Source organism: Flavobacterium sp. (assembly GCF_035292545.1).
In the GTDB taxonomy this organism is placed as follows: domain Bacteria; phylum Bacteroidota; class Bacteroidia; order Flavobacteriales; family Flavobacteriaceae; genus Flavobacterium.
Genome location: NZ_DATDPV010000073.1, coordinates 158,901 through 185,378 on the forward strand (window position 1 = coordinate 158,901; position 26,478 = coordinate 185,378).

Sequence of the window (26,478 nt, forward strand, 5' to 3'; positions counted from 1 at the left end):
TTAATCGGGTGTTAATTTTAAAATCCTTCAAAAACGCCCAGACCAAATAAAGCAAAATCGTATTTTGCAGGATCATTTGGGTCGAATTCACGGAGTTTCAAATCCAATTCAGCTACTGCTTTTCCGTCGTTTTGTTTTCGGGTGAGTATGCCTAATTTCCGAGCCACATTTCCGGAATGCACATCTAATGGACAGGAGAGCGAAGCCGGTGAAACACTTTTCCAAATCCCTAAATCGACGCCTTTATTGTCTTCTCTGCAAAACCAACGCAGCATCATATTAATTCGTTTCGCCGCCGAACCGTTCATAGGATCTGAAATGTGTTTTTGGGTTCTGTTTTGATGTGGAATTTCGAAGAATGTTTTTTTGAATTCGGAAATGCTTTTTTGCATTGATCCTAATTGTTGATGTTGCGCAAAAACAGCTTCCAATCCGTTTTGGTTTTTGTAGATGTGTTGCAAACTTCTGATAAAACTGGTAAAATCCTGTCCGTTGAACGTGCGATGTACAAAGGATTCCAACCGTTCTAAATCATCTTCGGTATGCGACATTACAAAATCATAAGGCGCATTTCCCATCAAATCCATCATTTTGTGCGCATTTTTGATAATCATTTTGCGGTTACCCCAAGCGATAGTAGCGCTCAGAAAGCCAGCAATTTCGATATCTTCTTTCAATGAAAATAGATGCGGAATTTGAATCGGGTCACTTTCAATGAAATTGGGGTTATTGTAAAGAATAACTTTTTCGTCGAGGAAGGATTTTAGTTCTGATGGATTCATTTTTTTGTTTAAGGTTTAAAGTTTAATGTTGGTTTACAGTTTCGTAAAAAACTTTAAACTTTAAACGTGTAATATTTACAAACTGATTTGTCCGTCTACCATAACCAATTTTCTATCGGCCATATTGGCTAACTCTTCGTTGTGGGTCACGATTACAAAGGTTTGACCAAATTCGTCACGCAATTTAAAAAACAATTGATGCAGGTTTTCGGCAGAGGCAGTATCCAAATTCCCAGATGGTTCGTCGGCAAAAATAATGGCCGGCTTGTTGATTAATGCTCTTGCTACAGCTACACGCTGTTGCTCACCGCCGGAAAGTTCGTTGGGTTTGTGGCTGATTCGATGAGAAAGTCCAAGATAATCCAACAATTTTTTGGCTTCGGTTTCGGTTTCCTGTTTTGATTTATTGGCAATGAAGGCGGGAATACACACATTTTCCAAAGCCGTGAATTCAGGTAATAATTGATGAAATTGGAAGATAAAACCTAAATTCAAATTTCTGAATCTAGATAAGGTTTTGTCATTCATGGTCAGAATGTCCTGGTTGTTGATGCGCAATTCTATTCCGTTTTCGACCGTTGGTTTGTCTAACGTTCCAAGAATTTGCAACAGCGTAGTTTTTCCTGCACCCGAAGCTCCGACGATCGAAACGATTTCGCCTTTTTGAATATGTAAATCAACTCCTTTCAGGACATGAAGCTGGTCGTAATATTTATGGATGTTTTTTGCGTGTATCATTTTTTGGAACAGTTTTCACAAAGAAACAAAGATTTTGAGGATATTTAAATCTCTGAGAATAGAAATTTCGTAAATCAAATTATAAACTTTAGTTAATAACAAATTGACACGCCCGATTAATGGATAAATTTGAATGTAAATTAGTAGTAATGAAAAAAGTCATTGGAATTGTATTGGCCATGTTTTCTTTTTCATGCCAGTCGAAAGAAAAAGAAGTTATTGTGCCACAAATTAAAGAACCTGTAAAAATGGATATACAAGAAGGAATGGAACTCGCGACGTTTGCCGGAGGTTGTTTTTGGTGTACGGAAGCAGTTTTTTTAGAATTAAATGGCGTAAAAAGTGTGGTTTCAGGATATATAGGCGGAAAAACCGTGAATCCGACATATGCGGAAATTTGCAATGGTGATACCGGCCATGCGGAAGCAATTCGGATTACGTTTGATCCTAAGAAAATCAGTTTTGGGGAATTATTGGAAATCTTTTTTGGCACACATGACCCGACAACATTGAACCGTCAGGGGAATGATATTGGTACACAATACAGAAGCGAAATATTCTATCACAACGAAGCACAAAAAACGCTCTCGGAGGATTATATTGCTTTGATGACTAAAGAGAACACCTTTGGAAAACCAATAGTGACAAAGATTTCAGCAGCGCCAAAGTTTTATGAAGCTGAAGAGTATCATCAAAATTATTACAATCAGAATAAAACGCAAGGTTACTGCAGTTATGTGATTACACCAAAAATCGAGAAATTGAAAAAAGTGTATAAAGACAAACTCAAAAAATAATTGGCATTAGATTTGTATTAGATTTGAAATAATAATAGAAACCATGATCCAAAGTAAAATACAAATTGACGACACTCAAACCAGAAGGATGAATTTAATCTTAGGATTAATTTTCGACGCCATAGGAATGTTGTCTTTTACAATTCCGCTACTAGGGGAATTCTCTGATGTCATTTGGGCTCCGGTTGCGGGTTATTTGATGACCAGAATGTACAAAGGAACGATAGGAAAAGTTGGGGGTGTGATAGCTTTCGTGGAAGAAATTATCCCGTTTTCGGATTTTATTCCAACCTTTACATTGACCTGGATTTATACTTATTTAATAAAAAACAAAAACGCCCAATAACTGAGGCGTTTTTTTATTCTTTAAACATAAAACCAAATCCCATGCGTTGTAGCATTTTCTTCTCGAATGCCCAAAAGAATTTAAATTGACCCAAAAGGAAACCTATAAGTACTAATAGCACCTGATATATTGGGAAAATCAAAATCAAACGAACAGGAGTGAACCAATAACCTATATCTTCTTTTGTAATTCCCAGCCAAAAACAGAAAGGTTTCGACAACCAAGCGGAAGCCGAACCGGTAATTGCAAAAACGATAAATATAATTGTGAGCTGAAAATTGGAATCAATTCCCCAACGCTTTTTTAATTCTTTCATCTTTATTTATAATGATTACAAATATAGTAACATTATCTTATAGGGACATAACCATCGAGCTTTTGTTTATAGGTATTTTGAAAATAAATCATGTAATTGTATATCAGATAATTTACTTCATAGCCGTAATCAACATTTAAATCATAATTAATACTCATTTCATAAAGATTGGGACTGTACCGGAATGGCTGCATAACACGATTGTTCCACTCGCTAACATACATTCGATTTTTGTTTTCTAAATAAGATTGCGAATGATATCCACGGGGTAAAGCCCTTGAGGCAAGCCAGGTACTAAAACCAGGATCAATAATAATGACTTCATATTTCAGTTCATCATTAGCAATCCTTACGGTATCATTTTGTGTAGCCGTTGATTTTTCGGTACTTGGAAGTGTAGACTTGGAAGTAGTACAACCAATAATGAGGTAGAAAATAATCGCTATATAAACACTATTTTTCATGATATAAGAAATGAAAAATAAAGTTACAAAAATAAACGGTTACTTATTAAGTTTTTATAATAAAAAAGCCACTTAATAGTAAATGGCTTTTTTAAAAATAATATGTTTTTTATGCTTTTTCCAATTTTAATAAACTAATAATCTGTTCGGCTAATTCGGTCCCAATTCTATCCTGAGCTTCGAGAGTCGCTGCACCGATATGTGGTGTTAATGAAATTTTCGGGTTCATCAGGATTTGAATTTCCGGTGTTGGTTCATTTTCAAAAACATCCAAACCGGCAAACAATACTTTTCCATTATCCAAAGCTTCAATTAGCGCCACTTCATCAATTATACCGCCACGGGCACAATTCACAATACCAACATCATTTTTCATGGCTTCAAATTCTGCTTTTCCAATCACATAACCTTCTTGTGCAGGAACGTGAACCGTAATAAAATCGGCATGTTTAAAGATATCTTCTATAGGTTCGGTTTCTATTTCAACATTTATAAATTGACCGTTGTAGAAATCAACTTTAATTTCTGCTTTCCCAACAAATTTATCGGAAGCGATAATTTTCATTCCTAACCCTAAACCCATTCGGGCTACTTCTTTTCCGATACGTCCAAAACCAATAATTCCTAACGTTTTCCCTCGTAATTCAATTCCGTTTGCATAGGCTTTTTTCAAACCTTCGAAATTCGTATCGCCTTCAAGCGGCATATTTCTATTGGCATCATGTAAAAAACGAACACCTGAAAACAAATGGGCAAAAACCAATTCTGCCACCGATTCCGATGATGAAGCAGGCGTATTGATCACATGAATTCCTTTAGATCGTGCATAATCCACATCAATATTATCCATACCCACACCGCCACGACCAATCACTTTCAGACTCGGACAATTATCAATAATATCCTGACGCACTTTTGTAGCACTTCGCACCAATAAAACACTCACATTATTGGTATTGATATAATTAATGACCTGCTCTTGCGCTACTTTTGTTGTAATCACTTCAAATCCGCCTTTTTCTAAAGCTAGAATTCCGCTTTTAGAAATCCCGTCATTGGCTAATACTTTCATTTTTTATTATTTTAAAATTTATGGATTGAAAAATTAAACATTCAATCGATATACTGTTTTTTTTAGATAAAGACGCACTGCAGTGCGTCGCTACTGGAGGATTATATTTTATTCTCTAAATCTTTCATCACCTCAACCAAAACCTGTACACTTTCCAAAGGTAATGCATTATACATCGATGCCCTGTAACCGCCAACAGAACGGTGTCCTGCCAATCCTGAAATTCCGGCAGCTTTCCAAAGCGCATCAAATGTCTCCGTATGTGCTTCATTTTCCAATAAAAAACAAGCATTCATAGTAGAACGATCTTCGTTTTTTGCAGTTCCTTTAAACAAAGGGTTTCGGTCTATTTCCGAGTATAGTAAAGCTGCTTTTGCGTTGTTTATTTTTTCGATTGCTGGAATTCCGCCCAGTTTTTTCAACCATTGTAAGGTTAATAAGGACGCATATATAGGGAAAACTGCAGGAGTATTGTACATGCTCTCTGCTTTGATGTGTTTTTCATAATCCAGCATACTTGGAATAGTTCTTCCCGTTTTTCCAAGAATTGCTTCTTTCACCACAACCAAAGTAGTTCCGGCCGGACCCATATTTTTTTGTGCGCCGGCATAAATCAAATCAAATTTAGAGAAATCCATCTGACGTGAAAAAATATCCGAACTCATATCGCAAACCGTTGGAATAGTCAAATCTGGAAATTCCTTCATTTGAGTTCCAAAAATGGTGTTGTTGCTGGTGCAATGAAAATAATTGGCATCTTCAGGAACGCTGTAATTCTTAGGGATATGATTGTAATTTTCTTCTTTTGAAGAGGCAACCACAAAGGTTTCTCCAAAATATTTGGCTTCTTTAATAGCGCCGCTTGCCCAGGTTCCGGTATCAAGATAGACCGCTTTTCCGTTTTCTTTCATCAGGTTGTAAGGAACCATCAGGAATTCTAAACTGGCACCTCCATGCAAAAATAAAGCCTGATATCCTTTGCCTTCAAGACCTAAAAGTTCTAAAGCCAAAGCTCTTGCTTCTTCCATGACAGCAACAAAGTCTTTGCTGCGATGCGAAATTTCTAAAATTGATAATCCCGAATTGTTAAAATTGAGGATGGCTTGTGCTGATTTCTCTAAGACTTCTTGAGGTAAAATACAAGGTCCTGCACTGTAATTGTGTATTTTCATTAGTGTTGTGTTGCTGGTCAGAAAATTATGAAGCAAATTTCGGAAATTGTACTGAAATTAGAACTTCTTTTTTAGGAATAATTACCAGATGTTATTAACAAAACAGTATCCGAAAGAAAATATTTGATGTTAATTTCTGATGATCTTATAAGTTTTTTTTGATCCGTTAGTAAAACTCAAATTTATAAAATAAACTCCTTTTGCTAACTTTTCTAAAGATAATTGTTCCAGATTTTTATCTTGTGTAAATAATAAATTCCCAGTTATTGAATATACTTCAGCTTTCTCAATAGTATTGTCAGAATTATTTTTTATAAAAACCGTGTTTTGAGAAGGGTTTGGATACAATACAGTTGATTCTTTTTCAAATTGATTATTACTCAAAGTAACATCAACATAATAGGCTTTGCCATAGGACAGCAAGCCTTCTCTTGGAGCTCCAACAACTACTACATTTCCATTAGTTGCTATTGAGGATCCAAAAAAATCATCTTCACCCGGAGCTCCGTTACCATATAAAGTATTTTGGTAAGTCCAGTTGCCGCCTATGTTCTTGTAATATAACAAAGGAAATTTTCTTTGCATTTGTAAAATATAACCCGTTGAACCGATAAACATTTTATCATTATTTACTTCTATTCTCGAAAAAACTTGATCTGGGAAAAGGGAGATATTAATGTTGTTTGTTAAGGTCCAATTCCCGGTAACATTAGAAAGAACCAAAATTTTATCATTTGTAGCAAACTGTGAAGTAGCTAAAAATAATTGATTGTTTGATAAACTGAAATCTTTTACAATTTCTTCTAAACTCCCGAAAGTATTACAGGAACTCTCAAATACCCAATTGGTATTATTCCAGTTATAGGAATTGAAAATAAAATTAGTGCTCTCATTAAGTCCACGACAGGAAATCACGATTTTATTGTTTTCAGCTTCAATTTTTTCTCCAAATTTCAAGGAATTTGCAGCAGTTATATTTGTAGAAAAAATCCATTCCGTTCCATTAAAAGTATAGACATAAACGGATCCGTTGTTGGCATTATTTGCCTGGCCAACAGGTTCGTCACCAGTAGCAGAAATGAATAAATGATTGTTATGTATTTTGACAAAACTACCAAAATGATCATTCAAGTTCGCATCAAAAGCAGTGATTTTTTGTAAAAACACCCAAGCATTATTTACTTTTTTATATAAATATACCGCTCCGGAATCAACTGAATTTGCATCATGTAATGGTGAACCAATGGCAATAAAATCATTTTGTATCGAAATCGAACTGCCAAAATCGTCCGTTAACACTGCATCTGAAGGATAGAATACATCGGTTTGTTGCAATCCTCCAACGGCTAAGTTAAAAAGATAAACTTTCCCCGTTAGATTCATTGGAACCATCGAAGCGCTGGACACTAAAATTTCATTATTATTGATGGCTACATTCGTTCCGAATCCGGTTCCGCTTGCATTATTGGTGGGATAGAAAGCATTTAAGGTATATTGGGGAAAACAATTTTGAAAAATAAAAATCAATGCAAAAAGGGGAAAGTACTTTTTCATAATTGTAAGAATTTAAAACAAATATACAAAAATTATATCCTTATTAAAAAGTCTATCGTATCTATATTATCCGCATAATCCCATAAATTTGGTTTTTGTGTATGTCCAAAAGCAATGCTGTTCTCTATCAAATTATTGCTGACAATACATTGGATCTGTTCCTTATCAGCTGCTAAGCGTGTTTTTATTTCATCTAAACTATCATAAAATTCATAAAACACACTTGAAATAGGAGAGGCGTAACTCGCATCTTCTTTGATAATTAGAAACTCATTGTCCAATAAATTGAAATTGCTCATCAGAAATACCGCTTTGTTATAATCGTAATTATTGGCGTATTTTTCATATTTGATTACATCCTGATAAGGAAACATGCCGTTAAAAAAAGAATCAAAATTATAATCTTTTGGTATAAAAATCTTGGAAACATTTCGACATCCTAATCCAAAATATCTAAAAACATCTTCGCCCAAAGCAATCATCTGTTCCTTGGATTCTTGTCCGTTTAAAACAGCAACTGAATTCCTGCTTTTTCTGATTATCGAAGGTTTGTCTTTAAAATAATATTCAAAATAACGTGCGGTATTATTGCTTCCGGTAGCAATTACGGCATCAAAATTCTCAAGTTTGCCTTCAACGAAAGTGATGTGGTTTTCCATTTTTGGCTCGACCGAAATAATATATTTAGCCAGGAAAGGCAATAAATGCTGGTCGTTTGATGAGGTTTTTACAAGAACTTTATGACCTGTAATCAAAACGGAAAGAAAATCATGAAAACCAACTAACGGAATATTTCCGGCAAGAATTAATCCGACTGTTTTAGGAATTATTTCTTTAAAATCATATGAAGCAAGCCATTGATTTAAATTGTCAGCGGTCAGCGCCGAAGCCCAGGATTGTATCGAAAAATAGACTTGTTCCGGGGTGTACCAGCCATTATGCGATTGCGAGAGTTTTATTAAATCCAGAAATTCATTAAAAAATAAATCATTGTGTAAAACGGTTGGGTTGTTAACGCTTTCATTTTCTAAAAATTGGGATAAGAATTTTCCGAGTTCAATGAAAATATATTTTTTATGTTCTAAAGTCATATTGATTTGCTTATGAATAGTTTTGGCCGTAATTTTGTGCAAAATTAAGGTTTATATATTAAAATAAATAGCTATGGCAATCATAATAACAGATGAATGTATCAATTGTGGCGCTTGTGAGCCAGAATGTCCAAATACAGCAATATACGAAGGAGCAGACGATTGGAGATATAAAGACGGTACAAAATTAAAAGGAAAAGTAATCCTGCCGGATGGTACCGAAGTGGATGCAGATGATGCGCAAACGCCTATTTCTGACGATATTTATTATATAGTTCCCGGAAAATGTACGGAGTGTAAAGGTTTTCATGATGAACCACAATGTGCTGCGGTTTGTCCGGTAGATTGTTGTATCCCGGATGATAATCATGTAGAAAGCGAAGAAACACTATTGAACAGACAAGCGTTTTTGCACAACGAATAGATTCTTGATAAATTTTAAATAAAAAATCCTGAGCGAATAACTCAGGATTTTTTATTTATACCAAAATTTACTCTTTGGCAAGACTAAATTTCTCTAGCGTAATTTTATCAGTTTTCTCATCATAAGTCTCTAAAATCAGATTACCATCCTGATCAAAATAACCCAAAGAAATTTTATTGTTATTTCTATAAATATAGTTGTTGTTGGATGTTTTTCTTAGTAACGCCAACTTTTTACTGTTAGGATTGGTCATTTTATAGCCATCTTTATCTAAAGAAATTTGGTATTTTTGACCGTCTAAAATATAATAGGCTGAACGGTCAACATCTACCACCCGTGTCAGGCCATCAACACTGACTTCTGTTTTTGAAATCACTTCAACAGGAGTTTCTTTCAAATCTTTATTCAAAACTTTAGATTCGGCATCTTTTAATTCGATATTTTGAATCTCCTGAACTTCCTCTTTTTTGACTAATTTTTTTTCTCCTTCAGAATCTTTAACTGTAGTAACAGTGGTTTTGACTTCGGTTTTTACGTTTTGATTCTGTGCCTGAATATTTAATGAAAATAAAAAAGCAACTATTCCTAAAATTATTGTTTTCATAATATTTAAATATTTAAAGATTAATGCATTACAAATTTAATGAATGTGTATTAATATTTATCAAAAAATCATTACAAAATGGTTTTAATGAATTTAAATTGTAGGAATAAGGTGTTTTTTTAAATTTAAATCAAAAAAAATCCTGAGTGTGAATAACTCAGGATTTTTTCGCGTTAGTAGGATTATTTGCTATTTAACGATAACATAAGTTGTTACGGTTACTTTATCAGTTTTGTCATTATATGTTTCTAAAACCAGATTTCCGTTGGCATCAAAATAACCAAATGAAGTTTTATTTTTATTTTTATAAATATAATTGTTATTCGATGTTCTTCTTAAAATCGCCGATTTTTTACCGGTTGGTGTAAACATGGTGTAGCCACTTTTATCAACAGCAACTTTATATTTACTGCCATTTAAATTATAATAGGCAGATCTGTCTACATCGAGAACTCTGGTAACACCATTTGCAGTCACTTCGGTGGTAGCTGTCACTTGAACGGGAGTTTGTTTCATTTCTTTGTTCAACTCCTTAGAATCAGCATTTTGTAATTCGATATTTTGAACTTCTTTAACTTCCTGAGTTTTGACTAATTTTTTTTCTCCTTCAGAATCTTTAACTGTAGTAACAGTGGTTTTAACTTCCGATTTAACATTTTTATTTTGTGCCTGAATATTTAATGTTAATAAAAAAGCAGCCATTCCTAAAATTATAGTTTTCATAAAATTTAATTTTAATAATTGATATATTACAAATGTATACTTATTTGAACTCGAATTTGTTATACAATTTTCATGAAAAGTTACATTATTCACACACAGAAATCTGTATGAAAAAATAATTCTCTTTTTGATTGGTTAATGTTGGCATTATCTTATGTTTTTAACAGCAAACTAACAATGCATAAAAAATGTTATCAACGACTTATCAAAAGATATAAACCTTATATTTGCACACTTTTAAAATAAATTACAATACAATGAAAGCAGGAATTGTAGGATTACCGAATGTAGGAAAATCAACGTTATTCAATTGTTTATCTAATGCAAAAGCGCAAAGTGCCAACTTTCCTTTTTGTACGATTGAACCTAATATAGGAGTAGTGAATGTACCGGATTCCAGAATGGAAAAACTGGAAGAGTTAGTAAAACCAGAACGCGTCCAAATGGCAACTGTTGATATCGTTGATATTGCAGGATTGGTAAAAGGGGCTAGTAAAGGCGAAGGTTTAGGAAATCAATTCCTTGGAAATATCAGAGAGTGTAATGCGATTATTCACGTTTTACGTTGTTTTGACAATGATAACATTGTTCACGTTGACGGAAATGTAAATCCAATTCGCGACAAAGAAACGATTGATATCGAATTGCAATTAAAAGATTTAGACACGGTTGAAAAACGTCTTGAAAAAGTAAAACGTGCCGCTAAAACCGGAAATAAAGAAGCAATTGTTGAAGAAGCCTTATTAAACAGAATCAGAGAAACTTTGCTTCAGGCAAAATCAGCTCGAACTGTAGAAATAAAAAATGTTGATGAAGAAGAATTGATGGAAGGTTTCCAATTGATTACTGCAAAACCAGTTTTATATGTTTGTAATGTTGATGAAAATTCGGCGGTAAGCGGAAACAAATATGTAGATCAGGTTCGTGAATTGGTAAAAGATGAAGATGCAGAAGTTATCGTACTTTCTGTAGGTGCCGAGGCCGATATCACAGAATTGGAAAGCTATGAAGAACGTCAGGTATTCTTAGAAGACATGGGGTTACAAGAGCCGGGCGCATCAGTTTTGATTCGTGCAGCTTATAAATTATTAAAACAACAAACCTATTTTACGGCAGGAGTTAAAGAAGTTCGTGCCTGGACCATAAATATTGGCGCAACGGCACCGCAAGCTGCCGGAGTAATCCACACCGATTTCGAAAAAGGATTCATTCGTGCCGAAGTAATTTCGTATGAAGATTTCGTTCACTACGGTTCAGAAGCAAAATGTAAAGAAGCCGGAAAATTTAAAGTAGAAGGAAAAGAATACATTGTTAAAGATGGTGATGTGATGCACTTTAGATTTAACGTGTAATTTTTGAATTTAAATATATAAAAACCTGCAAGAGTAATTTTGCAGGTTTTTTTGTGCCAGACCCCATTTCGTTTTGTCGATCCGAAGAAGGGGGAACCTCTTCAGTATAAATCCATTTTGTCAGCGTTCCAATTTTTATTACTTTTAAAAAAAATCTGCTCCACATGAAAATCATAGCCTTTGCCGGAAGTCCCAGTAAAAACTCCATAAATAAAAAATTAGCGACTTATGTGGCTCATTTATTCAAAAATGCAGATATCGAAATTTTGGATTTAAATGATTATGAAATGCCATTATTTAGTGTTGATATCGAAAAAATGATTGGCCAACATCCGCTAGCAAAAGCGCTTTTGGATAAAATAGCATCAGCTGATTTTATTGTTTTATCATTGGCCGAAAACAACTCCAATTACTCCGCAGCGTTCAAAAATGTTTTTGACTGGTGTTCCAGAATCAACGGAAAAGTTTTTCAAAACAAACCAATGCTTCTTATGGCCACATCGGATGGGAAAAGAGGCGGATCAAACGTACTGGAAATTGCAAAAAACGCTTTCCCCCGATATGGAGCCGATATAAAAGCGACTTTCTCCTTACCTAGTTTCTATGAAAATTTTGATATGGAAAAAGGAAAAATATCCAATACAGAATTTGACGAAGCGATAAAGAAAATCGTTTCGGAGCTTTAATGCTCACATTAATTATTTGTCAATATTTTTATTAATAACTTTAAGATAGACTACTTTTATTTTTTAGTTAGATATACTACATTAGCACACTCGAGGTCTTGCGCTAAGCAAAGACCGAATAGAACGCAGTTAAATTCGATAAACTTTACCATGTCCGATCAAAATCAATATACCGAAGACAACATTCGTTCACTCGACTGGAAAGAACACATCCGTATGCGTCCCGGAATGTACATCGGGAAACTCGGAGATGGTTCTTCGCCAGACGATGGTATCTATATTTTACTAAAAGAAGTCCTCGACAACTGTATCGATGAATTCGTTATGGGCGCCGGTAAAAACATCGAAGTAACCATCAAGGACAAAACGGTTTCCGTGCGCGATTACGGTCGTGGAATTCCTTTAGGAAAAGTCGTTGATGTAGTATCCAAAATGAATACCGGAGGAAAATACGATTCTTTGGCCTTTAAGAAATCTGTTGGTTTAAATGGTGTCGGTACCAAAGCAGTAAATGCCTTGTCCCATTATTTTCGCGTAGAATCGGTTAGGGAAGACAAACAAAAAGCCGCTGAATTTTCGGCCGGAAATTTGGTTCTCGAAGAAGATATTATTGAAACCACCAAACGAAAAGGAACCAAAGTTACTTTTATTCCGGACGAGGCGATTTTTAAAAATTACAAATTCAGAAATGAATATGTAATCAAAATGCTGAAGAATTATTGTTACCTGAATACGGGTTTAACAATCATATATAACGGAGAAAAATTCTTTTCGGAGAATGGATTAAAGGATTTATTGGATGAAAATATCTCGGAAGAAGATATGGTTTATCCGATTATTCATCTTCTTGGTGATGACATCGAAGTAGCCATAACCCACAGTAAATCGCAATATAGCGAAGAATATCATTCTTTTGTAAATGGTCAAAATACCACGCAGGGAGGGACGCATTTAGTGGCGTTTCGGGAAGCATTGGTAAAAACCATTCGTGAATTTTATAATAAAAATTTCGAGCCTTCCGACATTCGAAAATCAATCGTCAGTGCCATTAGTATCAAAGTAATGGAACCCGTTTTCGAATCGCAAACCAAAACCAAATTAGGGTCTACCGATATGGGATCCGATCCAGGAATGCCATCCGTTAGAACGTTTATCAATGATTTTTTAAAAAATAAATTAGACAACTATCTGCATAAAAACCCGGAAGTTGCCGATTTGCTTTTGCGCAAAATCCTTCAGGCCGAAAGAGAACGAAAAGAACTTTCCGGAATCAGAAAATTAGCCAAAGACAGAGCCAAAAAATCGAACTTACACAACAAAAAATTACGGGATTGCCGCGTGCATTTACCGGATATTAAAAACCCAAGATACTTAGAAAGTACGCTTTTTATTACCGAGGGAGATTCTGCTTCGGGTTCTATCACCAAATCACGTGATGTCAACACACAAGCGGTTTTCAGTTTGCGTGGAAAGCCTTTGAATTCGTATGGAATGAGCAAGAAAATTGTGTATGAAAACGAAGAATTCAATTTGCTGCAAGCGGCTTTGAATATCGAAGAGAACATGGAAGATTTACGATACAACAATATTGTAATTGCAACAGATGCCGATGTCGATGGAATGCACATTCGCTTGTTATTGATTACATTTTTTCTGCAATTTTTCCCTGAATTAATAAAGGAAGGTCATTTGTATATTCTGCAAACACCACTCTTTAGGGTTCGAAACAAAAAAGAAACAATTTATTGCTATTCTCCGGAAGAAAAGAAGGCCGCGATGGAAAAATTGAAACCAAAACCCGAAATCACCCGATTTAAAGGTTTAGGAGAAATCTCGCCTGATGAATTCAAGAATTTTATTGGAGAGACTATACGATTAGACCCAGTTATGATGGATAAAAACACTTCGGTAGAGCAATTGCTTTCTTTCTATATGGGCAAAAATACGCCGGACCGACAAGAGTTTATCATCAATAATTTGAAGGTTGAATTAGATGTTGTTGAAGAAGTTTAAAAATAGTTTAAGGTTTAAAGTTTTGGCAATGATTGAAACTTTAAACAATTCAAACAAAAAATAATGGACGAAGAAGAAAATATAGATTCAATACCGGAAGGGCAACCCGAAGGAGGACAGCATTTTTACGATAACCAAGAGGAGGACAGTCACGATACAATTACCAAAGTAACGGGAATGTACAAAGATTGGTTTTTAGATTATGCTTCCTATGTAATTTTGGAACGTGCAGTTCCTGCGATTGAGGATGGTTTCAAACCCGTTCAGCGCAGAATCATGCACTCTTTGAAAGAGTTGGATGATGGTCGTTACAATAAAGTCGCCAATGTGGTGGGACATACCATGCAATACCACCCGCACGGAGATCAGAGTATTGGTGATGCAATGGTTCAAATTGGCCAAAAAGAATTACTGATTGATTGCCAAGGAAACTGGGGAAACATCCTTACAGGTGATGGTGCTGCGGCTTCTCGTTACATCGAAGCACGTTTGTCTAAATTTGCTTTGGAAGTTATATACAGCCCAAAAATTACAGACTGGGGCGTTTCTTACGATGGTAGAAGAGCGGAACCAAACAATCTTCCGGTAAAATTTCCATTATTATTGGCTTCCGGAGCCGAGGGTATTGCTGTTGGACTTTCCACAAAAGTGCTGCCTCATAATTTTAATGAACTGATTGATGCTTCTATAAAAATTCTGAAAGGAAAACCATTCCAGATTTTTCCGGATTTTATGACTGCCGGAATTGCCGATGTATCTAATTATAATGAAGGAATGCGTGGCGGACGTGTTCGTGTCCGTGCTAAAATCGGACAGTTAGACAAAAATACCTTAGCGATTACCCAAATTCCGTTTTCTACCAATACGACTACTTTGATTGACAGTATTCTTAAAGCGAATGAAAAAGGGAAAATCAAAATCAAGAAAATTGAAGACAATACCGCTGCTGAGGTCGAGATTTTAATCCACCTTTTTCCTGGGGTTTCTCCCGATAAAACCATTGATGCGTTGTTTGCCTTCACGGCCTGCGAAACTTCGGTGGCGCCTTTGGGTTGTGTGATTGAAGACAACAAACCATTGTTTGTAGGTGTTTCCGATATGTTGAAAATTTCAACAAACAGAACAGTCGGTTTACTGAAAAGCGAACTTGAAATCCAATTGGGTGAACTAGAAGAACAATGGCATTTTCTTTCTTTGGAACGCATTTTTATTGAGAAAAAAGTCTATCGTTTAATCGAGGAAGAAACGACTAAAGAAGGTGTAATCGCTGCCGTTGATGAAGGATTGAAACCGCATATTACCCATTTGAAACGTGCCGTGACTGAGGAAGATATTTTACGTTTATTGGATATTCGAATTATGCGTATTTCGAAATTTGACAGCAATAAAGCACAAGATAAAATTGAAGCTCTTGAAGGCGATATCGAACAGGTAAAATATGATTTAGAACATCTCATCGATTTTGCAATTGCCTATTTTACAAAATTAAAAGATAAATACGGAAAAGGTCGTGAACGCCAAACTGAATTGCGCAGTTTCGATAATATTGAAGCTACAAAAGTGGCTTTAAGAAATACAAAATTGTATGTAAATCGTGAGGAAGGTTTTGTTGGAACGGGTTTGAAAAAAGACGAATACGTTACCGATTGTTCCGATATCGATGATGTTATTGTATTTCTTCGAAACGGAACAATGATGATTTGTAAAGTCGACGAGAAAAAATTCGTTGGAAAAGATATTATTCACATTGATATTTTCGACAGAAACGACAAACGCACCATTTATAATATGATTTACCGTGATGGAAAATCCGGTCCGTCGTATATCAAACGCTTCAATGTTTCGGGAGTCACCCGTGACAAAGCCTATGATTTAACAAATGAAACTCCAGGTTCACAAGTCTTGTATTTCACTGATAATCCAAATGGGGAAGCGGAAGTAATTACGGTGTTATTACGCCAAGTAGGAAGCGTTAAAAAGCTGAAGTTTGATTTGGATTTTGCGAAAATGGCTATAAAAGGCCGTTCTTCCAAAGGGAATTTGGTCACCAAATATCCAATCAAGAAAATTGAAATAAAAGAAAAAGGAATATCGACATTGTTGCCAAGAAAGATCTGGTTCGACGATACAGTTCAGCGTTTGAATGTTGATGGTAGAGGAGAATTACTCGGCGAATTCAGACCTAATGATAAAATCCTGGTTATTCAACAATCCGGTAAACTGAAAGTCATTACCCCCGAATTGACCACACACTTTGATGAAGACATGGTCGTTCTGGAGAAATGGCATCCTAAAAAACCAGTTTCAGCCATTTATTATGATGGGGAAAAAGAGCGCTATTACGTCAAACGCTTTTTGATTGAAACCGAAAATAAAGAAGAAATTTTCATCACCGAGCATCCTAATTCCCAATTAGAAATTGTGGCAACCGATTATCGTCCCGTAGCCGAATTGGTTTTTGCAAAAGTAAAAGGAGTACAAAAGGAAAATCAGATTATCGATATCGAAAATTTTATCGCTCTAAAAGGATTGAAAGCTTTAGGTAACCAATTAACAACAGATAAACTGAAACAGGTTAACCTTTTAGATCCTTTACCGTACGAAGCTCCGGAAGAGGTTATTCCGGAAGAAATAGAAGTGATGGACGAAACAGATTTGTCTGACGAAAATATAAGTTTAGAAGATGACGGTCAGATTACTTTGACTTTAGAATAAAAAAAAGCCACTCTAATTTGAGTGGCTTTTTTGATATTATTTCTTCTTGTTTTTCGACATTTTCATATTTAAAACCTCCACTAAAAGCGAGAAGGAAATCGCAAAATACAAATAACCTTTTGGAACCGGAGTCACATGGTTTCCAAAAACTAAAGCATTTGATAAATGCGCACTTTCGGTAAGCAGCATAAAACCGATTAATATTAAAAACGATAATCCTAAAATTTGGATGGAAGGATGTTTGTTCACAAAATTACCTACCGGTACGGCAAATTGCATCATAACAAGTACCGAAATAACTACCGCCGTAATCATAATATAAAGCGCTCCTTCAACGCCATTAGTCATACCTACTGCGGTCAAAATACTATCGAACGAGAAAACTAAGTCAATTAATATAATCTGCAAAATAACATTGCCAAAAGTCTTGGTAGCCGCTTTTCCTAATTCTTTTTCTTCTTCGCCTCTTTCATCTACTTTTTCACGAATTTCACTGGTACTTTTATAAATAAGGAACAATCCGCCCAAAAGGAGAATAATACTCTGACCTGAAACCTGCGCTGTCAGCCAACTGAAATTAATGCTAAACCATGGTTCTTTCATCGCGATGAGGTAGGATATTCCCAAAAGAAGTACGATTCTCATGAACATAGCCAGAAACATTCCGATTTTGGTGGCTTTTTTACGTTTTTCTTCAGGCAATTTCCCAGTGGCTATCGAGATAAAAATGATATTATCGATACCTAAAACAATTTCCAAAAAAGTTAGTGTCAGTAAGGCAATCCAAGCATCGACATTTAAAAATATTTCCATTTTATTTAGTTATGTATTATGAGTTTTTATTAAAATTTAAAGCTAGAAATCTACTTTTTGAAATCTGAAACCTTCTTTACCGTTCCTTTTTGCTTTTTGTCGCTTCCGACAATTCCAAATTCAAAGGTATATGAATTTTCTGAAGTACTCAAAATTTTCATGCCAATTGCCTTTTTTTCTAACATGTTTTTCGGATTTATTTTTTGCAAAATATATTCGCAATCGCTGACCCATCGTATCGAAGCCGTATCGGTTTTACCTTCAAAAGTTTCAATTTGGATACTTTCGGTGCGCTCAAAAGTTGATGTTTTTTTGACGCCATCAATTTCCTGAATAAATTCAAATTTTCCGGTTTTGAAATCTTTGCAATTGCGCTCCACATCATAGCATGACGTTAGTAATAGTAGTGGGAGGAGGAGTGTTATTTTCTTCATATTTTTTTGGAGCTGTTTCCCGCTTTCCGCTGTATCTTTTCCTGGCTAAAGAAGCCAGAAAAAGGATGCCGCTTCAATCAGGGCTATTATTCAATTTTTATATCGTATTTTTCTAAAAGTCCCGGAATTCCCTGAGTCGAAAACTTTGCTTTTTTCATCGGATTGAATTCGGGATCAATTTTATAATTATAAGCTTTTGTAAAATCGACCTCCTTTAATTGGGTGTCATTAAAAATCGCTCCGGCTAAATTACTGTTTTCAAATACCGAATTCGATAAATTAGTTCCTATAAAGGTAACTTCTTTCAAAGAACTGTTTGTGAATTTGGTTTTAAGCATTTTCTTATTTGCAAAAGACGAATAGTCCAGAACACAATCTTCAAAATCAACATGAAACAGAAAATCATCACAAGTGTGGAACTGAATTCCAAGTAATTTGCAATTTTTGAAATGCACGGTTTTTAAACTCGTGTTCCCTAGTTTTATCATCGACAGATTGCAATCGATAAATTCACAATCAATAAAGGTATTATAGGAGAAATCACTGTTCGAGAAATCACAATTTTTGAAAACACAACCTTCAAATTCCCGATTGTTGATTATCTTATCAATATAATTGACTTTTTCAAAAGTCTCATGAATGTAAATTAAGTTTTCCATTTTTAGTTTCCGAATAAGCTTTTCATAATGGTTTTCAAACCGGTAAAAATTAAAATTATTGAAGCAATGCAAAAGACAATTCCCAATCCTAAAATAAGATAAAAGACAGGTTGCAGTTTATTGATAAAAGCAAAATGGATGATAGCCGGTCCAATAAATAAACCAGGCAAAGCCCAAGCCATAAATTTGATTCCTTTGTTCAGTATTTCTTTATTTGTTGACATTTTTCAGCTATTAAAAAGTCATTTGAATTCCTAAACCACCCTGATTTGTATATAAGGACATACTCTCAATTTTGATTTTAGAATCATTATTTACCAATTGCTTATTGTAATCTTCTACAACTGTTTTTATCTTTTTTGAGAACCCAATTTTAACGGGTATGGCAATTATAAATGAGGCAACTCCCAAATAGGTTAAAGCGGCTGGGTAAACTACATCTCTTGTTGCACCGTTAGCCAAATCACCAACAATTAATCCTAAACCTCCTATTAAAAGCACATTACCAACGGTCTTTTTTGTTCTACCTTCATTATATAAATTTAATAAACCAGGTTTATCAGCAAGCAATTGTCTAACTTCAGAAGGTGATATTTTTTTATTATTTGAATCAAAAATATTTCCGCCTGATTTGTATGTTAATTGTTGTGAAAATGAAAATAGAGAAGTTAATAATAATAAGGCAACTAAGGATTTTGTTTTCATGAATTTGTTAGGTTTTCGATTTTAATATTTTTTGAATTCTCTACTGAGCCAGATAATTTTCTACTGCTTTCCGCACACTGCCGTATTTCTCTAATAATTCAGCTGCTTTTTCATAGGTAACAGGAATTTCTCCCATAATCATTTTCACGCCGCGATCTACGAGTTTTTTATTACTCAATTGCATGTCGACCATTTTGTTGCCTTTTACTTTTCCAAGTTGTATCATGGTCGCAGTCGAAATCATGTTTAAAACTAATTTCTGTGCCGTTCCTGCTTTCATACGGGAACTTCCGGTAACAAATTCGGGTCCTACAATCACTTCAATAGGGAATTGTGCCGTTTGCGAAAGCGGACTTCCTTCGTTGCAGGTTATGCAACCGGTGATAATATTGTTCTGGTTACAGGCTTCCAAACCGCCAATAACATAAGGCGTAGTTCCCGATGCGGCAATGCCAATCACCACATCATTTTCATTAATATTATGCTCCTGTAAATCCACCCAGGCTTGAGTAGCATTGTCTTCGGCATTTTCTACTGCGCTGCGGATAGCTTTATCGCCACCGGCAATAATTCCGTTTACTAAATCGAAAGGAACACCAAAAGTAGGCGGACATTCCGAAGCATCAACAATTCCCAATCGTCCCGAAGTTCCGGCTCCGATATAAAAAAGTCTGCCGCCTAGTTTCATTTTAGCCACAATTTGGGAAACTAAAATTTCTATTTGTGGCAAGGTTTTTTCGACAGCAAAAGGAACGGTTTTGTCTTCCTGATTGATATTAAATAACAACTCCTGAACAGACATTTTTTCTAAATGTTCGTATTTCGAGGATTGTTCGGTGGTTTTGGTAAATGCCATTTTGTTGAGTTGCAAAGGTTCAGAGATTCAAAGTTACAAAGATTTATATGAAGGGACAATTCGTGAGTTGTCAGTATAAAGTCGCAAATTATATCAAATAAGCCAATGCAATTCCGAAAATAATCATCGAAACTTTGGCAATATTGAATTTATGTCCTTCGCTGCTTTCAAAAATAATAGTGGATGAAATATGGAATAAAATTCCAATGACAACAGCTGTTATTTCAGTATAATAATCATTTAAAACGGGTAAATATCCTGAAAGCGCCGTTCCAAGTGGTGTCATAATCGCAAAAGTGATCATGAACAGGAAAATTACTTTTTTATCCAATTGCGCATTAATGAAAAAAGTAGTCAGGATAATAGCAATCGGAAAATGATGAATCGCAATTCCCAACGCTAAATCATGATGATGACTGACCGGGAAACCTTCTAAAAGCGCATGAATACACAAACTGATGAAAAGTAACCATGGCATATGAAACATTTTTGCATGACCGTGAACATGTCCGTGTTCGGCACCTTTGGAGAAAAATTCCAAGATGATTTGGAACAAAATTCCAAACATGATAAAAATCCCTACATTGGAATTATGGGCTTCATAAACTTCGGGTAACAAATGCATCACCGTCAAAGACAGTAAAAAAGAACCGCTGAAAGCCAATAATAGCTTCAGGTTTTTCTTTGCTTCCGGTTTTAAAAATAAGGCAAATGCATAACCCATTAAAACGGAAAGTAACGGTAACAAAAATGGCAATAAATTGTTCATTATTTAAAAATCATAATTAATCTTTCGCTTTCCATTTTATGGAATTTTCTCAATTTGTAATCTCCAAAAATATCCAATAAGAAAATATCAGCCTGTTCCATTAAAGTTTCAAAATCTGCTAATGTTAAGGCTTTTACTTTTTCGGTAAAATGAAATTTTTCGCCTTGATCTTCAAAATCAATTTCTTTATAGATATGATTGTCTTTTACATAGCGTTTGATGTGAAAGTCGATATTATCAACTGTTTTTACTTCTTCGGGAACTAAATTAGCAATAACCTGATGCACGTTCATAAAATCAATCACGGCAAAACCATATTCGGTCAGGCTTTCTTTCATTGCTTTTAGAGTCGTCAGGTTATCCTCATCACTTTCGAAATAACCAAAACTCGTGAACAAATTGAATATCGCGTCAAATTTTTCTTCAAAAGGCAAACGCATATCGTGTTCCTGAAAATGCAGCGTTTTGTTCTCGGATTTTTTGGCTTCAGCAATACTGTTTGCAGATAAATCGGCGCCGGTCACATCAAAACCCATTTGGTTCAGATAGATGGCATGTCGCCCTTTTCCGCAAGCCAAATCCAGGATTTTTGCTTCTTCGGGAAGGTTGAGATAATGTACAATATTGTCCATGAACAATTGCGCTTCTTCATAGTCACGATCTTTGTAAAGGATATGGTAATAAGGGCTGTCGAACCAAGAGGCGAACCAGTTATTGACTTCTTTTTGCATTTTTAAAGTTTACAGTTAACGGTTTACAAGTATTAGTTTATATTCAATTCTCTATACTAATTACTGAAACAGTGCAAATTTAGTGTATTTTTGCACCGAATACTTGATTTTACAATGGAAAATAATTTTAAAATGATTGCCAAAACCTTTTTTGGTTTTGAAGAAATATTGGCTAAAGAGTTACTGATGTTAGGCGCACAAGATGTCGAGCAAGGGGTAAGGATGGTGAGTTTTAAAGGAGACAAAGGTTTTATGTACAAGGCAAATCTGGCTTTGCGTACCGCTTTGAAAATCCTGAAACCCATTTATTTTTTTAAGGCAAAAGATGAACAAGCTTTATATAAAGGAATTACGGGAGTGAATTGGTCTAAATTCATCAATGCCAATCAGACTTTTGTGATTGATGCTACGGTACATTCGGACTATTTTAATCACTCGGAGTTTGTTTCTCAAAAATGTAAAGATGCCATTGTGGATCAATTCAGAGAAAGAACGGGACAACGACCAAGTATTGACAAGGCTTTTCCTGATTTGAGAATTAATATTCATATCGATAAAGACCAAGTTTCAGTAGCCATAGATACTTCTGGGAATTCTTTGCACCAACGTGGATACAGAACCGCTACCAATATTGCTCCGATTAATGAAGTTTTGGCAGCAGGCGTTTTATTGCTATCTGGTTGGGACGGACAAAGTGATTTTCTGGATCCGATGTGCGGAAGTGGAACTTTCCTGGCCGAAGCAGCAATGATTGCCTGTAACATTCCGGCAAACATCAACAGAAAAGAATTTGCTTTCGAAAAATGGAATGACTGGGACAATGAATTGTTCGATTCGATTATGGATTCATTGATGAAAAAGGTTCGTGAATTTCATTATACCATAAAAGGATACGATAAAGCACCAAGTGCCGTAAACAAAGCCAAAGACAATATCAAAAATGCCAATTTAGAGGAATATATTACGATTGAAGAAAGAAACTTTTTTGATACGGAAAAAACGTCTGAAGGAAAATTGCATATTGTATTTAATCCGCCTTATGATGAGCGTTTGGATATTCACATGGAAGAATTCTACAAAAATATTGGCGATACCTTAAAGAAAAATTACCCGGGAACGAACGCTTGGTTTATCACGGCTAATTTAGAAGCTTTGAAATATGTTGGACTAAAACCTTCCAGAAAAATCAAACTTTTCAATGCCAGTTTGGAAGCGCGTTTGGTGAAATACGAAATGTATGAAGGAAGTAAGAGAACGAAGTTTCAGGTTTCAGATGACACTATTGAATAGTCAGTGTTGAAATTTACTTCAACTTTAAACTTTTTCAAACTTTAAACAAAAATTATCATGACCAAATTACAAGTAAAAGCCTTTGTCTTTCAATTATTATGTTTTGCAGCTTTGTTTATCCTGGTTCGTTTTTTATTGGTGTCGTATACTAATTTGACTGGACTTTGGATTCCATTTACTGCATTTGTAGTCGGAACGCTTTTGTCTCCAAAATTCCAAGCCGTGAAAACTAATGATGGCGAAAAGCTATTTATGAAATGGATTTTCATGAAAGGTATAAAGGAAATTAAATAATTCTTTTATCAAAAGAAAAATCGCAAAGAAAAAAAGATTGATACCTTGATTTCTTTGCGATTTTTTTATTCCAAAATTTGGACAAATATTTTATTTCTTTTTATCTGCTTTTTTCGAAGAAGTGGTCTTATAAATAGGCAAAAAGTAAGAAACCGTATAATTAAAACCTACCCCAAAATCACCATCATACGTTCTGTTGAAACCCGGAATGTATAGATTATCGAAATTATTCGGCTTTTTGTTCGAAAGCAATCGGTTCAGTCTCACGCTGAATCCTACATAGATATTATTGAATACTTCTGCTTTCATTCCGGCAACGGCTTCAATCCAATGTGCCGACAACCCATCATATTTTTCTCCTGAAGCAATAACAGGCGCTTCACCAAAATACGGATTGGGATTATAAATTTCATAACTGTTCAGCGTTTGGTTAAAACTACTCACCCCGTAACGCAAACCGATATAAATCATGTTTCGCATGTCTAACCAGTTTTCGTAGGCATTATAATCGAAACCTACTTTTAAAAACGTTCCCTTGGTCGTGAAATTCATTTGATCATCATCGGTGGTTTTATTTTCGTTACCCAATTCGGCAGCTAAATAATAGTTTTTTGTCAATCGATAATCACCAACCAACTCCAGTCCCTTATAGTCTTTATCGTAAATAGAGCGCGCTACTTTATACAAATCGACTCCAACACGAATACCGAAACGTTCTATTTTTGGAGGGATAGAATCTCTCTTTTTTTCCTGCGGCAGTTTTTGATAAGTCTGATTTCCTTTGTCAGGAACTGCTCCGACAATTTTCGTTCTTTTGGAGATACTGTCGGTCTTGGTAATTTCTTGTGAATGCGCCAAAAATGACAGCAACACAATCAATACACTAAAAGTAAATTTTGATGTGTGTTTCATTTTCGTCGTTTATGTTGGATTGTATTACTTCAATGTTTTTTATCCAATTTCCCTGAGTTAAAGTTGGATTATTATTTAAAATAAAAGGAGTTAAAGAGGTTCCGTTCAAATCATATATGGTTTTAAAGCCACAAGCTCTGGAAACATAAACATTAGCGCGACTATAATTGAACTGAAGCTCATCTGTTGATGTAGTTAAAGGATCATTATAATTTAAAACTAAAGTGTATTTCGTCAGGTCTTCAGTCGTTTTTAGCGGAAGCTCAATTTTACTCTTTGCATCAAATAATAAATATGCGGCTGTTCCGACTCCAGTTGCTCCCTCTCCGGTTACTTTCAGATTAGTAACATTTTGCAAAACCGTTTGATCTGCAAAATCATAAAATTCTATGATAAGTCTTGGAGTTGTCGGTGTATTTCCGTCGCAAATATCATCTTTCTCACAACCGGAGAAAGACAATGTAATTGCGAAAACTAATAAAATTATTTTTTTCATAAACCTTAAATTCCTAATTCCTAAATCCTGAGTTTAATTTTTTATCTTCTTTCCAAAAGTACAACATTTTCAACATGATGCGTTTGCGGAAACATATCCACCGGACGCACGCGTGTTACTTTGTATTTCTCGTCCATCAAAGCCAAATCTCGTGCTTGTGTAGCCGAATTACAGCTTACATATACAATTTTCTCAGGAGCAATTTTCATGATTTGTTCAATCACGGCAGCATGCATCCCGTCTCTTGGCGGATCGGTGATAATCACATCGGGATGACCGTGTTGTGCAATGAAACTTTCGTTAAAAACCACTTTCATATCACCCACAAAGAACTCGCAATTTGTGATTTCATTGCGTTTCGCATTCTCTTTGGCATCGGCAATCGCTTCGGGAACGCTTTCCACACCTATAACTTTCTTAGCTTTCTTGGATACAAATTGTGCAATCGTTCCGGTTCCGGTATACAAATCATACACGATTTCGTTCCCTGTCAAACCAGCGAAATCACGCGTGATTTTATACAATTCATACGCCTGATCCGAATTGGTCTGGTAAAAAGATTTCGCATTAATGCTAAACTTCAAGCCTTCCATTTCTTCCAGAATGTAGTCGCGACCTTTATATAGTTTGATGTTGGTATCGTATAAAGTATCGTTTGCTTTATTGTTGATTACATATTGAAGCGATGTAATTTGCGGGAATTTCTCGTAAAGATGATCTAAAAGCAATTCTCTGTTGGCTTTGTCATTTTCAAAAAACTGAATCAAAACCATGATTTCTCCGGTGGAAGCTGTTCTTAACAGCAAAGTTCTCAGCAATCCTTCATGTGCTCTCGGATTGAAGAAAGTCAAACCATGCGCATTCGCAAAATCTCTCACTTCATTTCTAATCGCATTTGATGGGTCTTCCTGTAAATGACATTTTTGGATGTCCAGGATTTTATCCCACATTTTCGGAATATGAAATCCTAAGGCATTTCTGTTTCCTAAATCTTCGGTGCTATCAATTTCCTGTTCCGTTAACCAACGGGAGTTAGAAAACGAAAATTCCATTTTGTTTCTGTAAAAAAACTGCTTCTCCGAACCTAAGATTGGTTCAAATTCAGGAAGTTCTACTTTTCCAATGCGTTGCAAATGATTTAGCACTTCATTTTGTTTGTAGTACAATTGTTGGCTGTATTTCATATTCTGCCATTTACAACCGCCGCAAACCCCAAAATGTTGGCATATTGGTTCCACTCGGTGTTCGGAATATTCGTGAAATTTTACCGCTTTTCCTTCATAAAACGACTTGCGTTTCTTGAAAGTCTGCACATCCACGACATCGCCGGGAACGACATTTGGGATAAAAATTACTTTTCCGTCCGGTGCTTTTGCTACCGAAACGCCTTTTGCGCCTGCATCGAGGACTTTTATGTGATCAAAAGCGATTTTGTCTGTATTTTTCTTTGCCATAGCGCAAAAATAAGCGTTTGAATGGTTTTATAAATTCAAATTGGGAAATATTTTCAAAAAGAGCCTGTTTTTATTTTAACACATTCCCGCTTTGCGCTGTAAATCTACTGCCAGCGTGAACCTCCCGTTCGTATCTTATGAATCAAGACTATTTAACATTCAAAAAATCAACAGTAAAAAACCACTTCAAATACAATATCAGGCTAGTTATTTGTA

General features: G+C 35.3%; 30 protein-coding genes. 9 read left to right on the plus strand and 21 right to left on the minus strand.

Features of this window, described 5'->3' with window-relative positions:
* Positions 1 to 17 precede the first annotated feature (17 nt).
* Both VI621_RS12805 and VI621_RS12810 read right to left on the minus strand, forming a co-directional pair.
* Positions 18 to 782, minus strand: a complete 765-nt coding sequence (locus tag VI621_RS12805; RefSeq protein ID WP_324218791.1) for a TIGR02757 family protein — start codon at positions 780 to 782, stop codon at positions 18 to 20.
* Between the two features lie 75 nt (positions 783 to 857).
* The gene (locus VI621_RS12810; RefSeq protein ID WP_324218792.1) at positions 858 to 1,520 is read right to left on the minus strand and encodes an ABC transporter ATP-binding protein; all 663 of its coding nucleotides are present in this window, start codon (positions 1,518 to 1,520) and stop codon (positions 858 to 860) included.
* Between the two features lie 248 nt (positions 1,521 to 1,768).
* On the opposite strand from VI621_RS12810, the gene msrA reads away from it, so the two are divergent.
* Positions 1,769 to 2,317 (plus strand): peptide-methionine (S)-S-oxide reductase MsrA, encoded by a 549-nt coding sequence (msrA, locus tag VI621_RS12815; RefSeq protein ID WP_324218846.1) that lies wholly within the window; start codon positions 1,769 to 1,771, stop codon positions 2,315 to 2,317.
* Positions 2,318 to 2,405: 88 nt separating this feature from the next.
* Positions 2,406 to 2,663, plus strand: a complete 258-nt coding sequence (locus VI621_RS12820; protein WP_324218793.1) for a hypothetical protein — start codon at positions 2,406 to 2,408, stop codon at positions 2,661 to 2,663.
* Positions 2,664 to 2,676: 13 nt separating this feature from the next.
* Here VI621_RS12820 and VI621_RS12825 read toward each other — a convergent pair whose 3' ends face one another.
* The 6 genes from VI621_RS12825 to VI621_RS12850 form a co-directional block, all read right to left on the minus strand.
* Entirely contained in the window at positions 2,677 to 2,979 is a 303-nt protein-coding gene (locus VI621_RS12825) for a DUF6787 family protein (RefSeq protein ID WP_324218794.1), read from the minus strand.
* 32 nt (positions 2,980 to 3,011) lie between these two features.
* Complete coding sequence (locus VI621_RS12830) at positions 3,012 to 3,443, minus strand: DUF6146 family protein (RefSeq protein WP_324218795.1); 432 nt, start codon at positions 3,441 to 3,443, stop codon at positions 3,012 to 3,014.
* Positions 3,444 to 3,552: 109 nt separating this feature from the next.
* Positions 3,553 to 4,515 carry a D-2-hydroxyacid dehydrogenase gene (locus VI621_RS12835; RefSeq protein WP_324218796.1) on the minus strand — a complete coding sequence of 321 codons (963 nt, stop codon included), beginning with the start codon at positions 4,513 to 4,515 and terminating at the stop codon, positions 3,553 to 3,555.
* Between the two features lie 101 nt (positions 4,516 to 4,616).
* Entirely contained in the window at positions 4,617 to 5,687 is a 1,071-nt protein-coding gene (serC, locus tag VI621_RS12840; RefSeq protein WP_324218797.1) for a 3-phosphoserine/phosphohydroxythreonine transaminase, read from the minus strand.
* A gap of 129 nt (positions 5,688 to 5,816) precedes the next feature.
* Positions 5,817 to 7,241, minus strand: coding sequence for a T9SS type A sorting domain-containing protein (locus VI621_RS12845; protein ID WP_324218798.1), 1,425 nt, complete (start codon positions 7,239 to 7,241; stop codon positions 5,817 to 5,819).
* 32 nt (positions 7,242 to 7,273) lie between these two features.
* A complete protein-coding gene (locus tag VI621_RS12850; protein WP_324218847.1) occupies positions 7,274 to 8,332 on the minus strand; it encodes an acyl-CoA reductase in 1,059 nt (352 codons plus the stop codon).
* A 73-nt stretch (positions 8,333 to 8,405) separates the two neighbouring features.
* Here VI621_RS12850 and VI621_RS12855 point away from each other — a divergent pair, with 73 nt between their 5' ends.
* Positions 8,406 to 8,756 carry a 4Fe-4S dicluster domain-containing protein gene (locus tag VI621_RS12855; RefSeq protein ID WP_324218799.1) on the plus strand — a complete coding sequence of 117 codons (351 nt, stop codon included), beginning with the start codon at positions 8,406 to 8,408 and terminating at the stop codon, positions 8,754 to 8,756.
* 67 nt (positions 8,757 to 8,823) lie between these two features.
* Here the strand turns inward: VI621_RS12855 and VI621_RS12860 are convergent, their stop codons facing one another.
* Both VI621_RS12860 and VI621_RS12865 read right to left on the minus strand, forming a co-directional pair.
* Positions 8,824 to 9,360 carry a hypothetical protein gene (locus VI621_RS12860; RefSeq protein ID WP_324218800.1) on the minus strand — a complete coding sequence of 179 codons (537 nt, stop codon included), beginning with the start codon at positions 9,358 to 9,360 and terminating at the stop codon, positions 8,824 to 8,826.
* A 189-nt stretch (positions 9,361 to 9,549) separates the two neighbouring features.
* On the minus strand, positions 9,550 to 10,083 hold the full coding sequence (locus tag VI621_RS12865) for a hypothetical protein (RefSeq protein WP_324218801.1): 534 nt from the start codon (positions 10,081 to 10,083) through the stop codon (positions 9,550 to 9,552).
* Between the two features lie 257 nt (positions 10,084 to 10,340).
* Between VI621_RS12865 and ychF the strand changes: the two genes are divergently transcribed.
* From ychF to VI621_RS12885, 4 genes are all read left to right on the plus strand, one after another.
* Positions 10,341 to 11,435: a redox-regulated ATPase YchF gene (gene ychF, locus VI621_RS12870; protein WP_324218802.1), complete on the plus strand. Its 1,095-nt coding sequence runs from the start codon at positions 10,341 to 10,343 to the stop codon at positions 11,433 to 11,435.
* 164 nt (positions 11,436 to 11,599) lie between these two features.
* Complete coding sequence (locus VI621_RS12875) at positions 11,600 to 12,121, plus strand: NAD(P)H-dependent oxidoreductase (RefSeq protein WP_324218803.1); 522 nt, start codon at positions 11,600 to 11,602, stop codon at positions 12,119 to 12,121.
* A gap of 150 nt (positions 12,122 to 12,271) precedes the next feature.
* The gene (locus VI621_RS12880; protein WP_324218804.1) at positions 12,272 to 14,134 is read left to right on the plus strand and encodes a DNA topoisomerase IV subunit B; all 1,863 of its coding nucleotides are present in this window, start codon (positions 12,272 to 12,274) and stop codon (positions 14,132 to 14,134) included.
* A 63-nt stretch (positions 14,135 to 14,197) separates the two neighbouring features.
* Entirely contained in the window at positions 14,198 to 16,849 is a 2,652-nt protein-coding gene (locus VI621_RS12885; protein ID WP_324218805.1) for a DNA gyrase/topoisomerase IV subunit A, read from the plus strand.
* A 36-nt stretch (positions 16,850 to 16,885) separates the two neighbouring features.
* On the opposite strand, the gene VI621_RS12890 is transcribed toward VI621_RS12885, so the two are convergent.
* The 8 genes from VI621_RS12890 to VI621_RS12925 form a co-directional block, all read right to left on the minus strand.
* On the minus strand, positions 16,886 to 17,662 hold the full coding sequence (locus VI621_RS12890; RefSeq protein ID WP_324218806.1) for a TerC family protein: 777 nt from the start codon (positions 17,660 to 17,662) through the stop codon (positions 16,886 to 16,888).
* Between the two features lie 50 nt (positions 17,663 to 17,712).
* Entirely contained in the window at positions 17,713 to 18,096 is a 384-nt protein-coding gene (locus VI621_RS12895) for a DNA topoisomerase IV (protein WP_324218807.1), read from the minus strand.
* A gap of 86 nt (positions 18,097 to 18,182) precedes the next feature.
* The gene (locus tag VI621_RS12900; protein ID WP_324218808.1) at positions 18,183 to 18,755 is read right to left on the minus strand and encodes a pentapeptide repeat-containing protein; all 573 of its coding nucleotides are present in this window, start codon (positions 18,753 to 18,755) and stop codon (positions 18,183 to 18,185) included.
* Positions 18,756 to 18,757: 2 nt separating this feature from the next.
* Positions 18,758 to 18,979 (minus strand): DUF6095 family protein, encoded by a 222-nt coding sequence (locus VI621_RS12905; protein ID WP_324218809.1) that lies wholly within the window; start codon positions 18,977 to 18,979, stop codon positions 18,758 to 18,760.
* A gap of 10 nt (positions 18,980 to 18,989) precedes the next feature.
* On the minus strand, positions 18,990 to 19,460 hold the full coding sequence (locus VI621_RS12910; protein ID WP_324218810.1) for a hypothetical protein: 471 nt from the start codon (positions 19,458 to 19,460) through the stop codon (positions 18,990 to 18,992).
* A 40-nt stretch (positions 19,461 to 19,500) separates the two neighbouring features.
* On the minus strand, positions 19,501 to 20,316 hold the full coding sequence (murQ, locus tag VI621_RS12915; RefSeq protein ID WP_324218811.1) for an N-acetylmuramic acid 6-phosphate etherase: 816 nt from the start codon (positions 20,314 to 20,316) through the stop codon (positions 19,501 to 19,503).
* An 88-nt stretch (positions 20,317 to 20,404) separates the two neighbouring features.
* Positions 20,405 to 21,073: a ZIP family metal transporter gene (locus VI621_RS12920; RefSeq protein ID WP_324218848.1), complete on the minus strand. Its 669-nt coding sequence runs from the start codon at positions 21,071 to 21,073 to the stop codon at positions 20,405 to 20,407.
* An 11-nt stretch (positions 21,074 to 21,084) separates the two neighbouring features.
* Positions 21,085 to 21,816: a class I SAM-dependent methyltransferase gene (locus VI621_RS12925; protein ID WP_324218812.1), complete on the minus strand. Its 732-nt coding sequence runs from the start codon at positions 21,814 to 21,816 to the stop codon at positions 21,085 to 21,087.
* Between the two features lie 114 nt (positions 21,817 to 21,930).
* Here VI621_RS12925 and VI621_RS12930 point away from each other — a divergent pair, with 114 nt between their 5' ends.
* Together VI621_RS12930 and VI621_RS12935 are read left to right on the plus strand one after the other, a co-directional pair.
* On the plus strand, positions 21,931 to 23,106 hold the full coding sequence (locus tag VI621_RS12930) for a THUMP domain-containing class I SAM-dependent RNA methyltransferase (RefSeq protein WP_324218813.1): 1,176 nt from the start codon (positions 21,931 to 21,933) through the stop codon (positions 23,104 to 23,106).
* 57 nt (positions 23,107 to 23,163) lie between these two features.
* Positions 23,164 to 23,400 carry a hypothetical protein gene (locus VI621_RS12935; protein ID WP_324218814.1) on the plus strand — a complete coding sequence of 79 codons (237 nt, stop codon included), beginning with the start codon at positions 23,164 to 23,166 and terminating at the stop codon, positions 23,398 to 23,400.
* A gap of 90 nt (positions 23,401 to 23,490) precedes the next feature.
* Here VI621_RS12935 and VI621_RS12940 read toward each other — a convergent pair whose 3' ends face one another.
* Genes VI621_RS12940 through rlmD form a run of 3 tightly spaced genes read right to left on the minus strand, consistent with a single transcriptional unit; the run spans position 23,491 to position 26,262 of the window.
* Complete coding sequence (locus VI621_RS12940; protein WP_324218815.1) at positions 23,491 to 24,312, minus strand: DUF6048 family protein; 822 nt, start codon at positions 24,310 to 24,312, stop codon at positions 23,491 to 23,493.
* Positions 24,284 to 24,808: a DUF6452 family protein gene (locus VI621_RS12945; RefSeq protein ID WP_324218816.1), complete on the minus strand. Its 525-nt coding sequence runs from the start codon at positions 24,806 to 24,808 to the stop codon at positions 24,284 to 24,286. Before VI621_RS12945 ends, VI621_RS12940 begins: the two co-directional genes overlap by 29 nt.
* Before the next feature lie 41 nt (positions 24,809 to 24,849).
* Positions 24,850 to 26,262, minus strand: coding sequence for a 23S rRNA (uracil(1939)-C(5))-methyltransferase RlmD (gene rlmD / locus VI621_RS12950; RefSeq protein ID WP_324218817.1), 1,413 nt, complete (start codon positions 26,260 to 26,262; stop codon positions 24,850 to 24,852).
* Between the last annotated feature and the right edge of the window lie 216 nt (positions 26,263 to 26,478).

Excerpts from the sequence above, each read along its gene's own strand:
- VI621_RS12805 (WP_324218791.1), bottom strand. The coding sequence starts at position 782 with ATGAATCCATCAGAACTAAAATCCTTCCTCGACGAAAAAGTTATTCTT.
- VI621_RS12810 (WP_324218792.1), bottom strand. The coding sequence starts at position 1,520 with ATGATACACGCAAAAAACATCCATAAATATTACGACCAGCTTCATGTC.
- msrA (WP_324218846.1), top strand. The coding sequence starts at position 1,769 with ATGGATATACAAGAAGGAATGGAACTCGCGACGTTTGCCGGAGGTTGT.
- VI621_RS12820 (WP_324218793.1), top strand. The coding sequence starts at position 2,406 with ATGAATTTAATCTTAGGATTAATTTTCGACGCCATAGGAATGTTGTCT.
- VI621_RS12825 (WP_324218794.1), bottom strand. The coding sequence starts at position 2,979 with ATGAAAGAATTAAAAAAGCGTTGGGGAATTGATTCCAATTTTCAGCTC.
- VI621_RS12830 (WP_324218795.1), bottom strand. The coding sequence starts at position 3,443 with ATGAAAAATAGTGTTTATATAGCGATTATTTTCTACCTCATTATTGGT.
- VI621_RS12835 (WP_324218796.1), bottom strand. The coding sequence starts at position 4,515 with ATGAAAGTATTAGCCAATGACGGGATTTCTAAAAGCGGAATTCTAGCT.
- serC (WP_324218797.1), bottom strand. The coding sequence starts at position 5,687 with ATGAAAATACACAATTACAGTGCAGGACCTTGTATTTTACCTCAAGAA.
- VI621_RS12845 (WP_324218798.1), bottom strand. The coding sequence starts at position 7,241 with ATGAAAAAGTACTTTCCCCTTTTTGCATTGATTTTTATTTTTCAAAAT.
- VI621_RS12850 (WP_324218847.1), bottom strand. The coding sequence starts at position 8,332 with ATGACTTTAGAACATAAAAAATATATTTTCATTGAACTCGGAAAATTC.
- VI621_RS12855 (WP_324218799.1), top strand. The coding sequence starts at position 8,406 with ATGGCAATCATAATAACAGATGAATGTATCAATTGTGGCGCTTGTGAG.
- VI621_RS12860 (WP_324218800.1), bottom strand. The coding sequence starts at position 9,360 with ATGAAAACAATAATTTTAGGAATAGTTGCTTTTTTATTTTCATTAAAT.
- VI621_RS12865 (WP_324218801.1), bottom strand. The coding sequence starts at position 10,083 with ATGAAAACTATAATTTTAGGAATGGCTGCTTTTTTATTAACATTAAAT.
- ychF (WP_324218802.1), top strand. The coding sequence starts at position 10,341 with ATGAAAGCAGGAATTGTAGGATTACCGAATGTAGGAAAATCAACGTTA.
- VI621_RS12875 (WP_324218803.1), top strand. The coding sequence starts at position 11,600 with ATGAAAATCATAGCCTTTGCCGGAAGTCCCAGTAAAAACTCCATAAAT.
- VI621_RS12880 (WP_324218804.1), top strand. The coding sequence starts at position 12,272 with ATGTCCGATCAAAATCAATATACCGAAGACAACATTCGTTCACTCGAC.
- VI621_RS12885 (WP_324218805.1), top strand. The coding sequence starts at position 14,198 with ATGGACGAAGAAGAAAATATAGATTCAATACCGGAAGGGCAACCCGAA.
- VI621_RS12890 (WP_324218806.1), bottom strand. The coding sequence starts at position 17,662 with ATGGAAATATTTTTAAATGTCGATGCTTGGATTGCCTTACTGACACTA.
- VI621_RS12895 (WP_324218807.1), bottom strand. The coding sequence starts at position 18,096 with ATGAAGAAAATAACACTCCTCCTCCCACTACTATTACTAACGTCATGC.
- VI621_RS12900 (WP_324218808.1), bottom strand. The coding sequence starts at position 18,755 with ATGGAAAACTTAATTTACATTCATGAGACTTTTGAAAAAGTCAATTAT.
- VI621_RS12905 (WP_324218809.1), bottom strand. The coding sequence starts at position 18,979 with ATGTCAACAAATAAAGAAATACTGAACAAAGGAATCAAATTTATGGCT.
- VI621_RS12910 (WP_324218810.1), bottom strand. The coding sequence starts at position 19,460 with ATGAAAACAAAATCCTTAGTTGCCTTATTATTATTAACTTCTCTATTT.
- murQ (WP_324218811.1), bottom strand. The coding sequence starts at position 20,316 with ATGGCATTTACCAAAACCACCGAACAATCCTCGAAATACGAACATTTA.
- VI621_RS12925 (WP_324218812.1), bottom strand. The coding sequence starts at position 21,816 with ATGCAAAAAGAAGTCAATAACTGGTTCGCCTCTTGGTTCGACAGCCCT.
- VI621_RS12930 (WP_324218813.1), top strand. The coding sequence starts at position 21,931 with ATGGAAAATAATTTTAAAATGATTGCCAAAACCTTTTTTGGTTTTGAA.
- VI621_RS12935 (WP_324218814.1), top strand. The coding sequence starts at position 23,164 with ATGACCAAATTACAAGTAAAAGCCTTTGTCTTTCAATTATTATGTTTT.
- VI621_RS12940 (WP_324218815.1), bottom strand. The coding sequence starts at position 24,312 with ATGAAACACACATCAAAATTTACTTTTAGTGTATTGATTGTGTTGCTG.
- VI621_RS12945 (WP_324218816.1), bottom strand. The coding sequence starts at position 24,808 with ATGAAAAAAATAATTTTATTAGTTTTCGCAATTACATTGTCTTTCTCC.
- rlmD (WP_324218817.1), bottom strand. The coding sequence starts at position 26,262 with ATGGCAAAGAAAAATACAGACAAAATCGCTTTTGATCACATAAAAGTC.